Source organism: Psychrobacter sp. TWR1-1-1, assembly GCF_049895865.1.
Classification (GTDB): Bacteria; Pseudomonadota; Gammaproteobacteria; order Pseudomonadales; family Moraxellaceae; genus Psychrobacter; species Psychrobacter immobilis_A.
This window is the reverse complement of the sequence record NZ_JAFCTE010000008.1, coordinates 80,528-95,364: the sequence shown is the minus strand read 5'-3', so window position 1 is coordinate 95,364 and position 14,837 is coordinate 80,528. Positions and strand designations below refer to the sequence as shown.

Sequence of the window (14,837 nt, the reverse complement as noted above, 5' to 3'; positions counted from 1 at the left end):
CAAGCCTATAAATTAAGCGCTCAATTCCGTATAATCGTCGCTATCAAAATACCCTTCATATCGTAAATTTTATTTTATAGCTGCTAAGGAACAAAAATGTCTATCAAGTCTGACCGCTGGATTCGTAAAATGGCTGAAGAACACGGCATGATTGAGCCGTTTGAAGCGGGTCAAGTACGTTTTAATGATGCAGGCGAACGTTTGGTTAGCTACGGTACGTCAAGCTATGGTTATGATGTACGCTGCGCGCCTGAATTTAAAGTTTTTACCAATGTTCATTCGGTGATTGTAGATCCAAAAAACTTTGATGAGAAAAGCTTTATTGATGTCATCGGTGACGAGTGCATTATTCCGCCAAATTCGTTTGCGCTAGCACGCACCATGGAATATTTCCGTATTCCACGTGATGTATTGACGATCTGTCTTGGTAAATCAACGTATGCCCGTTGCGGAATTATCGTCAACGTGACGCCGCTGGAGCCTGAATGGGAAGGGCATGTCACTTTGGAATTTAGTAATACCACCAATCTACCAGCGCGTATTTACGCAGGCGAAGGAGTGGCACAAATGCTATTTTTCCAAAGCGATACTGATGACGTATGTGAAACCAGCTATAAAGATCGCGGTGGTAAGTATCAAGGTCAGCGCGGCGTGACATTGCCAAGAACCTAGTAATCTTACGTGTTAACTGAAAGTGCACAATGATAAATCTTTTAGAGTAATCACAAAAAGGCTGACCGTATATAATACGATCAGCCTTTTTTATACCGAAAAATTGACTATTTCAATACTTTTAAACCTGCTTTATTATCACGTTTGGCTTTAGGTGTCGCAGTAGGGCTTTTCTGTGAGCTTACTATTGCATCATCTTCAGGTTGATAGTTGTCATATTCATTGGGGTCAAAAAACATCCCTTGCGAGTTTTCTTTTGCATAAATACCTAATACCGACGTCATTGGTACCCAAATCTCTTGTGACACGCCGCCAAAACGCGCACTAAAATGAATGTAATCATTTTCCATACTCATATTACCAGTCGCACGGCTGGCAATATTCAATACAATACGACCATCTTGCACGTGTTCCCTTGGAATCTGTAAGTTTTCGGCAGTGGCATCAACCATCAGATAAGGCGTTAGTTGATTGTCTTCTATCCACTGATAAAGCGCGCGCACCATATAGGGACGTGTTGGGGTAATAGAGGTGGTTTCGCTCATCTAAGGGTTTCCTATACTGATAATTTAAAGATAATAACTTACAGATATTTTGTTGTTTTCTATTTTAAGACAGCGGTTAAGCATTGTCTAGGGCGTGTCCTGATTTTGAAAATGGTGATAAAAATTGCAGCCAAACAAGGAAAATAGTACTGATAATATCTAAATATAAGCAAGCTATTTGACAAAGATTTAGTCATTTTTGACCCATTTAAGGTTTAATGCTCAGATTGAGGATACACCCTAATTAACGCACACTTTTTTGAAAGCTAGTACGCTCAAAGACCCGCTGTTGATAATCAAATAAGGGGCGACTAATCGCGCGTGGCAGCTCAATTCCCATTTCTTCAAGTCGCCATAACAAAGGTGCTAACAATACATCACACCAGCCAAAATCGTCTGCCATAAAATAAGGTTTATGAGCAAACAGTGGTGATAAAGTAATCAAAGAATCGCTTAACTGTTTTTTCGCAATAGCAGCTTGTGCTTTATTAAAGCTATTAGGGTGCATGAGTAGACGCTTACCGAGTACCAGCCAATCATGCTGAATACGCCAGGCCAGCTGGCGAAATTGGGCACGCTCTTGCGGGGTATCCGGCAGTAGCTTGTTTGTATGGTAACGCTCTTCAAGATACTCAAAGATAACGTTGATCTCATACAGTGCGATTTCACGTTGTTGCAGAACAGGTAAGGTGTGATAGGGATTCAGCTCGGTTAAATCTTCAGGCCGTTCGGAGTGCAAGCGTGATAGATAATAGGCAAGCTTTTTTTCCTCAAGCAATAGGCGCACTACATGACTGTCGTAGCCGTCATCAGCGTATAAAATCAGCTGACTACTTGGAATGTCGTTCGCATCAATCATGAAAGCCTAATGTTAATAGTAAAGCCTATCATCGTAAACAAAGTTGCCCTGATTATCAAGGCAAGGTACGTAAACATTGCGGGTGAGCCTTGTTTTAAATAATGGTTCAGTGTTTTATGGTCTTTTAAGAGACAAAAAAAGGCACTACCAGAGTAGTGCCTTTTTTTCGATAAAAATATATTTTTTAATACTTAATTATTTTACATCTTTCCAGAATTCTTTGTTCAATAAGTAAACTGGAATGAGTAATACTAATAAGAATAAAATCACAAAGAAGCCAATCACTTGACGGTCATGACGGTTAGGCTCTGCCATCCACGCCATAAAGTTAACCAAATCACCCACTTCAGATTCAAACTCTTCAGCACTCAGCTCTTCTTGCATATTATGCAATACATGAGGCATCGCCGCATTGGCAAGTACTAAGTTATTGGCACCCCAAGGACGGCTTGGGTCTTCATAAAACGATAACAGGTAAGTATATACCCAGTCATCGCCACGTAGTCTGGTTTCAAGTGATAAGTCTGGTGGTGCTGCGCCAAACCATGATGCTTGTACTTCAGGATCAATTTCAGCATTGATATGATCACCGATTTGATCGGTGGTGACCATCAAATACTTTTCGACCAACTCAGGTGGTATCTCTAAATCTTTAGCAATGCGCGAGTGACGAACATACTGTGCAGAGTGACAACCAGCACAGTAGTTCATAAAGATTTTCGCACCGTTTTGTAGCGAGCCCTTATTGGTAAAATCAATAGGAGCAGTACTACAAGCTAAGTGTTCTTCAACACCCTCAGCATTGGTGAATGTGCCACATCCACCGCCACCAGCTGCCAGTGCAGTACCAGCCGTCAAGGTTAATGCCGCGCCTAAGCCTAGACCCGCTAGGGATTTAATTAGCGTGTTCATTAGTGACCTCCGGTAACGCGTTCTGGTGGCTGTTTACACTTCTCAATAGAGGTATAAATTGGCATCAGTAAGAAAAACAAGAAATACAAAACAGTGAAGATACGAGCCATCAATGTTGCTGTTGGTGTCGTTGGCGTCGCGCCTAAGTAACCTAAAACTAAGAAACTAATCGCAAACACGGTTAAAGCAATTTTAGATAAAATGCCTTTATAACGTATAGAGCGTACAGGCGATCTGTCTAACCATGGTATCAAGAATAGTACGGCAATCGCACCACCCATCGCAATCACACCACCCAACTTGTCAGGAACCGCACGTAAAATGGCATAGAATGGCGTGTAATACCATACTGGTGCAATGTGTGCTGGTGTTTTCAATGAATTCGCTGTCTCAAAGTTTGGTGGCTCAAGGAAGAATCCGCCGCCTTCTGGGAAGAAGAATACCACTGCAAAGAACAAGATAAAGAAGACCACGATACCAATCATATCGTGTACTGTGTAGTACGGATGGAATTCAATACCATCTAACGGCACACCATTTTTATCTTTTAGCTTCTTGATATCAATACCATCAGGGTTGTTCGAACCCACATGGTGTAGCGCTACAATATGCATGAATACTAAGCCCACAAGTACGAGCGGGATAGCAACCACATGTAGAGCAAAGAAGCGGTTTAGGGTGATACCTGAGATAATATAATCACCACGTACCCATTCTGCAAGCCCATCACCAATCACAGGTAGAGCAGCAGGAAGGTTCAAGATAACCTGTGCACCCCAAAATGACATATTGCCCCAAGGAAGTAGGTAACCGAAGAAACCTTCTGCCATCAATGCTAAGTAAATACCCATACCGATAAGCCAAATAAGCTCACGTGGTTTCTGGTATGAACCATATAGCAGTGCTCTGAACATATGCAGATATACGACCACAAAGAACGCAGATGCGCCAGTTGAGTGCATATAACGGATGAGCCAACCACCTTTGACATCGCGCATGATGTATTCAACAGATGCAAATGCCCCTTCGGCACTTGGGTTGTACATCATGGTCAGCCAAATACCTGTTACCAATTGGTTAACCAATACCACCATTGATAACACGCCAAAAAAGTACCAAAAATTAAAGTTTTTTGGTGCATAGTACTTTGACATATGGTATTCATAGGTTTCGGTCGCTGGAAAGCGTGCGTCCACCCAATGCATTAACTTTTTACCCATGCTCATATTAAGCCTCCCCAATCGTCAAGATGGTACCATCCATGTTGTAATCTGGGACAGGTAAGTTAAGCGGTGCAGGAACGCCACTATAAACGCGACCCGCCAAGTCATATTTAGACCCGTGGCATGGGCAGAAAAATCCGCCATACCAATCATTACCACCCAAGTCAGCCGCGCCAACATCAGGACGGTAGTTTGGTGCACAACCTAAATGTGTACAGACGCCTTCTACTACCAAGACTTCTGGTGAGATAGAGCGTTCTGGATTTTTACAGTATTCAGGTTGTAATGATGCATCAGATTCAGGGTCAGACAGTAAAGGTTTTACTGACGCTAAAGTCGCTAGCATGTCTTCTGTGCGTTTGACCACAAAAATGGGTTTACCGCGATATTTGACAACGATCATCTGTCCTGCTTCGATAGAACCAATATCTTGGGTCACTGCAGCCCCTGCAGCCTCAGCTTTAGCGCTTGGGTACCAAGAACGGACAAAAGGTGTTGCCACAGCAGCTACCCCAGCTGCACCAATCGCGGCAGTCGAGGCAATAAGAACTCTACGGCGTTGTACGTTAACGCCTTCGGCTTGGCTCATTAATACTTCCTCCAGGTGAATGAAATGGGATTATCCCACACTGGGTTTGTGGCTTAGAAAATGTACAATATCAAGCCACTTTGGCTGTGCCTAATTTTGCTAATTGTTGCTATTCTAAGCTATTTCGGTGATAAAATAAATTATTGCGTTAAAAATAAAGCAACCTTGATAGAACATACTCTAAGGTTGAATAGGAGAATTGATGCAAAATAGCTGCATTATCAATGTCTCACATAGATTTTTTGGCAAGGGTTATAAGCGTGATGACCTTATAATTAATAAGGATATTTTGCAATAGCGAATGATACTCGAAATTAAGGTAATGTTCACTAACTTTCAGCACCTAACTACTATGTAAGTAGTCGTAAACCAATAATCACCGCTTTATAAGAACAACACGGTGATTATTTCATTATTTTTCATATCTTATCAAACTTCAAGTTTTATAAAACATGGCTTCAGTCGCTAACATTAGCTCTCAAGCTCACTCCAACGCTCAAGCTTACTCATCATCTCATCTTCAATCGTCAGTAGGCGCTCACTTGCGGCAGTCGCTGCATTAACGTCAGTGGTGAACCATGACCCATCAGCCAGTTTCTCTTGCAATTGGGCTTGCTCAGCTTCTAACGCAGCGATTTCTTTTGGCAAATTGTCCAGTTCACGCTGTTCATTGAAATTGAGCTTTTTGGCAGCTTTGTTAGGTTTTGCTGCGGTTGTATTATTGGTAACTTTACTGGCAGTATTTGCATTATTGGCTGGTGCTCTAGCCGCGTGTGCTGCTTGCTCACGGTTTTTCTGTACCAAGTATTCTTGATAACCACCGACATACTCTTTAACGATACCTTTGCCGTCTTCATCTTGGTCAAATACCCAAGTAGAGGTAACGACATTGTCCATAAATGAGCGGTCATGGCTGATGAGCAAAATCGTACCGCCAAAGCTGGCGACGGACTCTTCTAGTAGCTCAAGTGTCGCCATATCCAAGTCGTTGGTTGGCTCATCAAGTACCAGAATGTTGGCAGGCTTTAATAGCTGCTTGGCAAGTAGCACGCGGTTACGCTCACCACCTGATAATGCTTTGACTGGGGTACGCGCACGCTCTGGGGCAAATAAGAAGTCTTGTAGATAGCTCATGATGTGTGTCTTGCGACCACCCACTTCGACGAAATCTGAACCTTCAGAGACGTTTTGCGCCACACTGGCTTCAAGGTCTAACTGATCGCGCAACTGGTCAAAGAAGGCAATTTTTAAGTTAGTGCCTAATTCAACACTACCAGTTTTGGTGACTTCATCATCAGACATATCGAGTAAGGCTTTAATCAGTGTGGTTTTGCCCGCACCGTTGGGTCCGACAATACCGATTTTATCGCCGCGCATGATAGTGGTCGTAAAGTTATCAACCAATACGTTGCCATCATACTCAAGATGTAAGTTTTTGACTTTACAGACCAGCTTACCGCTTTTCTCGCCTTGACCCATGGTGATATTAACGTTACCGACTTGCTCACGGCGATCGCTACGCTCTTCACGCAGTGCTTTTAGCTCACGGACACGGCCTTCATTACGAGTACGGCGGGCTTTGATACCTTGGCGAATCCAAACTTCTTCTTGCGCCAGTTTTTTATCAAAGTTGGCGTTATTTTTTTCTTCAGCGAGTAACTGTAGCTCTTTTAGCTCTTGATAGCGTGCATAGCCACCTTCGCCTTGAGTGACGTCATAGCTGGTTAATTGACCACGATCTAGCTCAATGATGCGCGTCGATAGTTTGTTGACGAATGCTCTATCATGGGTGACAAACAACAATGTTAGACCTTGCCAATCCAATAAAAAGCGCTCTAGCCATTCAATACTATCAACGTCTAAATGGTTGGTAGGCTCATCGAGCAGCAGTACATCAGGTTTGGTGACCAATGAGCGTGCTAGTAGTATACGGCGCTTACGACCACCTGATAATGAAGACAAATCATCATCTGGATCCAGCCCCATGGTTTTGATCAGGCGGGTGGCTTCTCGTTCTAAATCCCAACCGTGTACCGCATCGATATCATGCTGCAAATCGGCCATACGCTCGCAGGCATCCATGTCGCCATTGGCACATAAATCTGTTTGGGCATTGTAGTTGATAAGCAGCTCAGCCGTGCGGCTGCTACCACCCATAACGATGTCTAGGATACGTCCGCTTGTCTCGGGAACGTCTTGTTCTAGCATCGCAACGCGCACGCTGCTATTGATAATGACTTCGCCGCTATCAGGTTGCAAGGTACCGTTAATTAGCTTAAATAAGGTGGATTTGCCTTCGCCATTACGGCCAATTAAACAGACACGTTCACCTGCTTCAATAGCAAAATCAATGCCATCAAGAACAGGAGCGACGCCAAAAGCGAGGTGGATATCTTTTAAATGTATCAGAGCCATAGAATATCTTAAGCTTATATAATAGTGAGGTAGGGGTTGCTGCAAAATTGCGAGCAGTATAACATGCCATCACGTGACTGTAGTGAGCGTAAATGATTTTATCCGCACTATTTATAGCTTTTATTAACGGCTGCTATTTTATAAAGAGCATCGTCGTCTAATTGCTACTTTTTATCGGTCATCGAGCCATTTTATTAATGAATTCTACCAGTCTTATGTTTATGATAATTCAGAGAAAAATATGAATCAATTTAATCCTCAAGATAAAGCTCAGAACGAGGCTTTAGCTGTGCATGCTGACTTACAAACGCAACAAGTCATTGATTTACAGATGAGTATGGCGCATCTAGAGATGACAGTAGAGCGACTCGATGAGGTGATTGCGCGGCAAGATAAAGATATTCAGACATTACAACGACAGTTGCAGCTGATCTATAAACAAGTGGAAAGTCAGGATCCTGAAGGCGGCATTGCACCTTTTGATGTAATGGCAGAAAGACCCCCTCATTATTAATATCTGCAAAAACTAAATGGTAGAAAATTTATAACTATTATATCCGCATTGTGAGATACAGATACTGTTCAGTCATAATCAGGAAATAATGTGTTTTTGCAGTTGTTTTAATGTTCGAAAATCATTACTATCCTCCACCTCGGATGCTGCTTGCTTATTAAAATTAAGTAAAGTAGTAAAACAATGCGGACGTTTGGAGATACATAATGCGCGCAAATTTTCATTTGAAAACTCTCACAGTAGCTGTTGCTGCTCTTTCTATTGCTAGCGTTGCTAGTGCTGCTGGTCTTGATCGTTCAGGTCAAGATATCACTGCATTCTTACAAGATGGCACCTATGCCGAATCTGTTTATACTTATATCGATGCCGATGTGAGTGGTAAAGACTTGTCAGGCAATAAGCTCAATGATATCGCAGAGTCTTATGATTTTTTCCGTTATGGTGTAAAAGCAGATATTAACGACACGTTTAGCATCGGTATTTTATATGATGAGCCTTTTGGTGCCGCCGCTGATTATAACGGTCAAAACGATTTCGTTACCGAAAGTGATCGTGACGCTATCATTCAAGACTTTACAAAAAACCCTAATATTACCGAAGCTTATGTCGATAACGTATTAATACCACAATTGCAAGGGGCGCTTGCTCCAGGTAATCCAGGTGGTCTAACTGCTGAGCAGTTACAAGCCGCTCAAGGTCAGCTTATTGGTCTTGAAGCCGCTAAAGGTCTAGCAGCAGTAGCGGGCGAAGCGACGCAAGTAGAAGTACGTACTGAGAGCATTACTGGTATTCTTGGTGCTAAATTTGGTGCTAACAAAGAGTTTCAAGCTTATGGTGGTCCAGTGGCTCAGCGCGTAAAGGCAGATGTAAAATTGCGCGGTGACGCATACAGTTCAGCCAAGGGTTATACCACTCACATCAGTAATGACCAAGACTATGGCTGGATCGCTGGTATGGCTTATAGCAAGCCTGAAATTGCACTTAAAGCTGCTTTGACGTATCGCTCTGAAATCAAGCACAATGCAAAAGCTTTTGAGACTTTTCCAATTGCTACGGCTGCAGGTGCTACCGCTGGTCTAGCGTTGCCGACTACCAGACATTCTGATATTGAAATCAATACGCCAGAATCAGTCAACTTTGATTTCCAGACGGGTATCAATCCTACCATGCTAGCTACTGCGAAAGTCCGTTGGGTGCCTTGGAGTGATTTTGCTATCGTACCGTCACTATACAATGATGTCAGTAAAATATCGACAAAAGATGATGAAGGCTTGGCATTAGTTAGTTACGATGAAGATCAATGGCAAGTTGAGCTAGGTCTCGCCAAGCGCATGACGCCAGCATTAGCAGTGACAGGTACTGTCGGTTGGGATAGTGGTGCTGGTAACCCTGTAACCTCGCTAGGTCCTATCGAAGGCTACTACAGTGCTGGTTTGGGTGCCAAGTACAATGTGACTGAAAACTGGGCAGTATCAGCTGGTGGTAAATACTTATGGTTCGGTGATGCTAAAGGCCAAATTCCGACTAAAGCCGTGGTTAGTAACTTTGAAGACAACGATGGTTTTGCACTTGGCGTGAAGCTTTCTTACCAAGCAAACTAATGTGATGTGTAATTTGCTAAATTATAAATCCATAGTCTAAATAATAAAAAGCGATCCTGATTGGGTCGCTTTTTTATGCCAGTGTATTTAAGTTTAATAAAGGATTGGAGTATTTTAGAATTATTAAGTTATAACAGATAAGTATCTGCCTGCTATCTCTAAAAAATACTGAGAGCAATTTAAAAAATATCAGAATGAAAAACTAGATATTAGTTTTGTACGTGTATCTTATTTGTACTGTCCAGTCATATTCGGGAAATAAAGCACTTTAATTGTTGTTTTAGTGTCAAAAAGGCATTAGTATTCATCTCAGGACACGACTTTTATAATCATAAAGTTATGCGCAGCAATGCTAAATATTGATTATTTAAGTAGTAAAACAACAAGGACGTTTGGAGATACACAATGCGCGCTACTTTTCACTTAAAAACTCTTGCCGTAGCTATTGCTACTATTTCTGTAGCTACTATGACCAATGCTGCAGGTCTTGATCGTTCGGGTCAAGATGTCACAGCCTTCCTCCAAGATGGCACCTATGCTGAAGCTGTTTACACCTATATCGATGCTGACGTTAGTGGTTATGATAGTGCCAATAACGTTCCTAGCAACAATACCTATGTTAGAGATGATAAGACTGGCGATATCGCTGAGTATTATGATTTTTTTCGTTATGGTGTAAAAACAGATATCAATGAAACCTTTAGTGTTGGTATCTTATATGATGAGCCCTTTGGCGCAGCAGCGCAATATACTGGCGACAACAATTTTGTGTCGAAAGGCGATCTTGATGCTTCTGTCGCTGCCATTACTAACAATCAAGCTCCCACTTATGCCGCAGCTTTGGCTGGAATAGGTGCGCTCACGCCAGGAGAAACGGCTGGAGTCTTGACAGATGAACAGCAAGCGCAGTTAGATGGTTTGCGTGGAGCAGTAGGTATCGCAAATGCTGAAGCAGCTAATGCAGGGGAAGGTACTAATGTTGAAGTACGTAGTAACAGCCTGACAGCTATTCTTGGGGCAAAATTTGGTGCCAATAAAGAGTTTCAAGTATACGGTGGTCCAGTTGCTCAGCGTATTGAGTCTGAAGTAAAATTACGAGGTTTGGCTTATGGTCCTGCTACTGGCTATACCTCACGTAACAGCCCTGATATGGACTATGGTTATATAGCTGGTATTGCCTATAGCAAACCTGAAATTGCCTTAAAAGCAGCGCTGACCTATCGTTCTGAAATCGACCACAACATGAAGATTGCTGAAAACTACCCGATTGCAGGTGCTTTAGCTGGTGATCCAGCTGCAGCCAATCGTACCAGTAATATGGAAATTACTACTCCTAAATCCGTAAACTTTGATTTTCAAACGGGTATTAACCCTACAACGTTAGCAACTGCAAAAGTGCGCTGGGTACCTTGGGGTGACTTTAAGATTACGCCGCCACTATATAATGAAGTTAGTAAAAGATCTTATGGACCTGATGGTTTGAACTTGGTTGAGTACGAAGAGGATCAATGGCAAGTTGAGCTTGGTCTTGCCAAACGTGTTGCGCCAGCACTTGCAATTAGTGGTACCGTTGGTTGGGATAGTGGTGCTGGTAACCCTGTCACCTCGTTAGGTCCTATCGAAGGCTATTACAGCGCTGGTTTGGGTGCAAAGTATAACGTGACAGAAAACTGGGCAGTATCAGCGGGTGGTAAATACTTATGGTTCGGCGATGCCCAAGGTGTGTTGCCAAGTGGTAAAATTGTTGGTGATTTTCAGGATAATGATGGATACATATTTGGTGTAAAATTGTCTTACCAAGACACTAAATAATACGCATATTTTGCCGTATTGATACATAAAAAAAGCGATCCGTGATGGGTCGCTTTTTTATCGGTGTTCGAAATAGAAATTGATATAAAAGAACATTAAATCAACGACTTTAAAGTGTGCATAAAGGTTTTTAGCAAAATAATAAATTTATTTGACAGCCTTTTTTAGGCGATGTCTAAGAAGGCGGTGATTGGTTTCTTGCCTGCAATGAAACGATATTTGCCTCAAACATAAGCCACAACATCATTGAGTTATGACGATCATAAGTATATTTCAGCTGAAATATACGCTTCTTGAAACACACTTAAATCCAAGACTCATTGACCTCTCAGCGCTAATAGATATCATAACTGCCATATCTCTAACTTTTTAGCCTCGCTGAGGTAGTTCTGCTTATCCATTTATCTTTGATATTTGAGGTGCATTATAAATTTATTCAGTAGTATATCTTACACTAACAAGTTAGATGATTAATGACATAGCATAAGTGGCTACAAGCGTGATGATTGAGTGAAAAGTTAACACCTGAATTATGAAATGTTATAGCGCTATTAGCTAAGTATGAGATCTCTAATAGAAATAATCATAGCTTACTTATGTACCAATGTCCTAGGTATTATATTTAATAGTCATCAATAAAAAACCTCGCCAATAATGGCGAGGTTTTTTTATAGTGATAATTATATCGATAAGCTTATTTATTTAAATTAAGTTCCATTTCTTTAAACTTCGCAGTAACAGAGGCTTTTGGACCGCCTGTCATGATACTTACCGCAAAAATGGCGATTGTACTTAAGATAAAGCCGGGAACGATAGCATATAACCAGCTATTGAGTGCCATGCCATTCATCTGGAAAGGACCGTAAATCCATAGGATAACCGTCAATGCACCGACCACCATACCAGCAACTGCACCGTTACGGTTCATACCGCGCCAGATTAGGCTGAAAATAACCAACGGTCCAAATGCGGCACCAAACCCTGCCCAAGCGTTAGAAACCAAATTCAATACTGAGCTTTCTGGATTAGACGCCAGTAAAATGGCAACAACGGCGACAATGATTACAGAGATGCGGCCGACCAATACTTGACGTGCCTCAGGTGCATCTTGATCAAAAAACAACTTATAGACATCTTTAGTCAATGAGCTTGATACTACCAATAGCTGTGATGAGATGGTACTCATAATCGCAGCTAAAATTGCAGCTAATAAGAAGCCTGAAACCAATGGATGGAATAAAAACTGCGTAAATACTAAAAAGATGGTTTCAGGATCATCTAAAGTCATCGCTGTCTTTTGCACATACGCACGACCAGCAAAACCTGTCATCAGTGCCCCGATAAGGCTGACAATCATCCAGCTCATACCGATGTTACGGGCAGTAGGGATATCTTTGACTGAGCGAATGGCCATAAAACGTACAATGATATGTGGCTGACCAAAATAGCCTAAACCCCATGCCATCAATGACACAATACCAAGGATACTCATCCCATTAGTAATGTTAAGCAAGCTTGGATCGATATTTCTAACCGCTTGAGTAGTGGCTGAAATACCACCCAGATCAGTGAAAGCGACGACAGGAACAATGACCATCGCAAATAGCATGATGATACCCTGTACAAAGTCAGTCATCGAAACGGCTAAGAAACCACCGAATAACGTATAAGCAACGACAACGCCAGCGGTGACCCATAGACCAGTACTATAAGAAAGATTCAGTGAGCTTTCGAAGAGTTTACCACCGCCTACTAGACTTGCAGCAGTATAAACCGTGAAGAATAAAATGATAACCACGGCTGAGATAACACGCAGCATGTGCGACTTATCTTCGAAGCGGTTGGCGAAATAATCGGGTAGAGTGATGGCATTGTCAGCCACTTCGGTATAAACGCGAAGACGCGGTGCCACGATAAGGTAGTTTAAAAATGCACCAAGTGTCAGACCAAGTGCGATCCATATACTCACGACACCGTCAGCATACATATAACCGGGCAAGCCAAGTAGTAACCAACCTGACATATCTGATGCACCTGCCGATAGTGCAGTGACTGCTGGACCTAAACTGCGTCCTCCTAACATATAGCCTTCAGTATCATTGGCTTGCTTAAAGTATGCGTAAATGCCAATACCAATCATCACTAAAAAATAGGCGCCAAGTGATACCAGCACGCCACTAGAAACTCCGTTCATATAAATTGTCCTTAACCAACATGGTTGGCGGTAATTATTTTAACTATAAAGATTAAGTGTTATAAGACGATGTCCCAAACAATATCTAAAGACGAAAAAAGCCATTAAGTAGGACATAATGGCTTTTATTCAATATCTGCTGTTAGTTTTATATGATTGATGCTGTTCTAGGGCTAATACGAATTCACAGTGCTTAGAGATCAATAAGAATGCCATATTACATCATATCGATTGCTCGCATTTGCGACTCATTTATCAGTATCGGCCACCTATATAACCAATCATTTAAAACCATTAAACCTACTATTAACCATCATATATTACTCGAAGTGTTCAATATATGACTATCAGTGTTCTTATAGTAAATTTTTGTTATAAAAACAATGTCAAGCGTATTATAACGCATGAGGGTCGTAAATGCGAATAGCGTGCTTTTTGGATTCCATAGCAGGCTCTAATCCTCATTTAGCGGGAGTCTTATTCAATAGGCGCTAACAAGTCTAACAAAGCTGTAACGCTGCTAGATTGCGTCAATTTCGGATTGATAACCACACCCAAATAGCGTTGTAACTCTATATTGTCTGCCATATCGATACGTTCTAAATCTTGACTAATCATGGTTTGCGGTAATACAGACCATCCCAGACCAACAGAAACCAGCATGCGAATAGACTCAAGAGGATTGGTGCTCATCGTGGCATAAGGTTTCAGATTGTGCTTAGCGAATTCAGCCAAGGTAATTTGACTGGTAAAGGTGTTGGCAGACGGTAAAATAGCAGGATAGCGCGCCAATTGCTCTAGTGTCACATTAGATTTGGTCGCTAAAGGCGATAGCGTACCTGTCATAAAGTAAAGAGGGTCTGACCATAGCGTATGATAGGTCAAGCGCTTATCATAGACGGGCGGCAGTGTTAAAAATGCTAATGATAAATCGCCATCGAGTACGGCTTTGTGCGCTTTTTCTGAATCGACGAAATGTACTTCTAGTTGTACGGCAGGATAAGCTTGGATAAAATGCTTAAGTACAGGCGCTAAATGGTGCAAGCCAATATGATGACTGGTGCCGATCACTAATTTACCAGATACGATATGCTGAGAGTGTTGCAGATTAATCTTAAAATTCTCATAATCTTCTAGCCACCGCTTGGCATGCGGCAGCATTTCATTGGCTGCTTGGGTCGGTACAATGCCGCGTCCCACCGTATCAAACAAAGTAATGTTGAATTCATCTTCCAAATTTTTGATGCGTTTACTGACGGCAGGCTGTGTGATAAACAGTTTTTCTGCGGCACCTGAGATGCTGCCAGTGTGCATAACGGTAACGAATGTCGTCAAGTTTGTGGTGTTCAAACGGATGTCCTTAGCTACTTTGCGAGCTATAAATAAAAGTTGGCTGACCCAATCACAATGTATTAGAAATAAAAGTTTGCGTCTGGGCAAAAATCATCAATTATTATTATAGGATTAGCCTGCTATAATCACAAGACATCAAGACGTATTG

The 14,837-nt window shown here is 41.9% G+C and carries 12 protein-coding genes; 4 read left to right on the top strand and 8 right to left on the bottom strand.

Going from position 1 to position 14,837, the window contains the following annotated elements:
* Positions 1–96 precede the first annotated feature (96 nt).
* On the top strand, positions 97–672 hold the full coding sequence (gene dcd, locus ACP69U_RS09385) for a dCTP deaminase (RefSeq protein ID WP_426138388.1): 576 nt from the start codon (positions 97–99) through the stop codon (positions 670–672).
* A 107-nt stretch (positions 673–779) separates the two neighbouring features.
* On the opposite strand, the gene ACP69U_RS09380 is transcribed toward dcd, so the two are convergent.
* The 6 genes from ACP69U_RS09380 to ACP69U_RS09355 form a co-directional block, all read right to left on the bottom strand.
* On the bottom strand, positions 780–1,217 hold the full coding sequence (locus ACP69U_RS09380) for a ClpXP protease specificity-enhancing factor (RefSeq protein WP_426138387.1): 438 nt from the start codon (positions 1,215–1,217) through the stop codon (positions 780–782).
* A 244-nt stretch (positions 1,218–1,461) separates the two neighbouring features.
* Positions 1,462–2,076 carry a glutathione S-transferase N-terminal domain-containing protein gene (locus ACP69U_RS09375; RefSeq protein ID WP_198329725.1) on the bottom strand — a complete coding sequence of 205 codons (615 nt, stop codon included), beginning with the start codon at positions 2,074–2,076 and terminating at the stop codon, positions 1,462–1,464.
* Between the two features lie 195 nt (positions 2,077–2,271).
* Positions 2,272–2,988 (bottom strand): cytochrome c1, encoded by a 717-nt coding sequence (locus tag ACP69U_RS09370; protein WP_045446804.1) that lies wholly within the window; start codon positions 2,986–2,988, stop codon positions 2,272–2,274.
* Positions 2,988–4,193 carry a cytochrome b gene (locus ACP69U_RS09365; RefSeq protein WP_173936707.1) on the bottom strand — a complete coding sequence of 402 codons (1,206 nt, stop codon included), beginning with the start codon at positions 4,191–4,193 and terminating at the stop codon, positions 2,988–2,990. The genes ACP69U_RS09370 and ACP69U_RS09365 overlap by 1 nt, the downstream gene beginning before the upstream one ends.
* 22 nt (positions 4,194–4,215) lie before the next feature.
* Positions 4,216–4,800 (bottom strand): ubiquinol-cytochrome c reductase iron-sulfur subunit, encoded by a 585-nt coding sequence (gene petA / locus ACP69U_RS09360; RefSeq protein ID WP_045446807.1) that lies wholly within the window; start codon positions 4,798–4,800, stop codon positions 4,216–4,218.
* 471 nt (positions 4,801–5,271) lie between these two features.
* Positions 5,272–7,215 carry an ATP-binding cassette domain-containing protein gene (locus ACP69U_RS09355; protein WP_426138386.1) on the bottom strand — a complete coding sequence of 648 codons (1,944 nt, stop codon included), beginning with the start codon at positions 7,213–7,215 and terminating at the stop codon, positions 5,272–5,274.
* Between the two features lie 241 nt (positions 7,216–7,456).
* Here ACP69U_RS09355 and ACP69U_RS09350 point away from each other — a divergent pair, with 241 nt between their 5' ends.
* The 3 genes from ACP69U_RS09350 (at position 7,457) to ACP69U_RS09340 (ending at position 11,142) form a co-directional block, all read left to right on the top strand.
* The gene (locus tag ACP69U_RS09350; protein WP_045455183.1) at positions 7,457–7,729 is read left to right on the top strand and encodes a SlyX family protein; all 273 of its coding nucleotides are present in this window, start codon (positions 7,457–7,459) and stop codon (positions 7,727–7,729) included.
* Positions 7,730–7,935: 206 nt separating this feature from the next.
* Entirely contained in the window at positions 7,936–9,330 is a 1,395-nt protein-coding gene (locus tag ACP69U_RS09345) for an outer membrane protein transport protein (RefSeq protein ID WP_238049945.1), read from the top strand.
* 405 nt (positions 9,331–9,735) lie between these two features.
* Positions 9,736–11,142 (top strand): hypothetical protein, encoded by a 1,407-nt coding sequence (locus tag ACP69U_RS09340; protein WP_426138385.1) that lies wholly within the window; start codon positions 9,736–9,738, stop codon positions 11,140–11,142.
* A gap of 694 nt (positions 11,143–11,836) precedes the next feature.
* Here the strand turns inward: ACP69U_RS09340 and putP are convergent.
* Positions 11,837–13,336 (bottom strand): sodium/proline symporter PutP, encoded by a 1,500-nt coding sequence (putP, locus tag ACP69U_RS09335; protein ID WP_426138384.1) that lies wholly within the window; start codon positions 13,334–13,336, stop codon positions 11,837–11,839.
* Positions 13,337–13,813: 477 nt separating this feature from the next.
* Positions 13,814–14,686, bottom strand: coding sequence for a LysR family transcriptional regulator (locus ACP69U_RS09330; protein ID WP_045446822.1), 873 nt, complete (start codon positions 14,684–14,686; stop codon positions 13,814–13,816).
* Positions 14,687–14,837 lie beyond the last annotated feature (151 nt).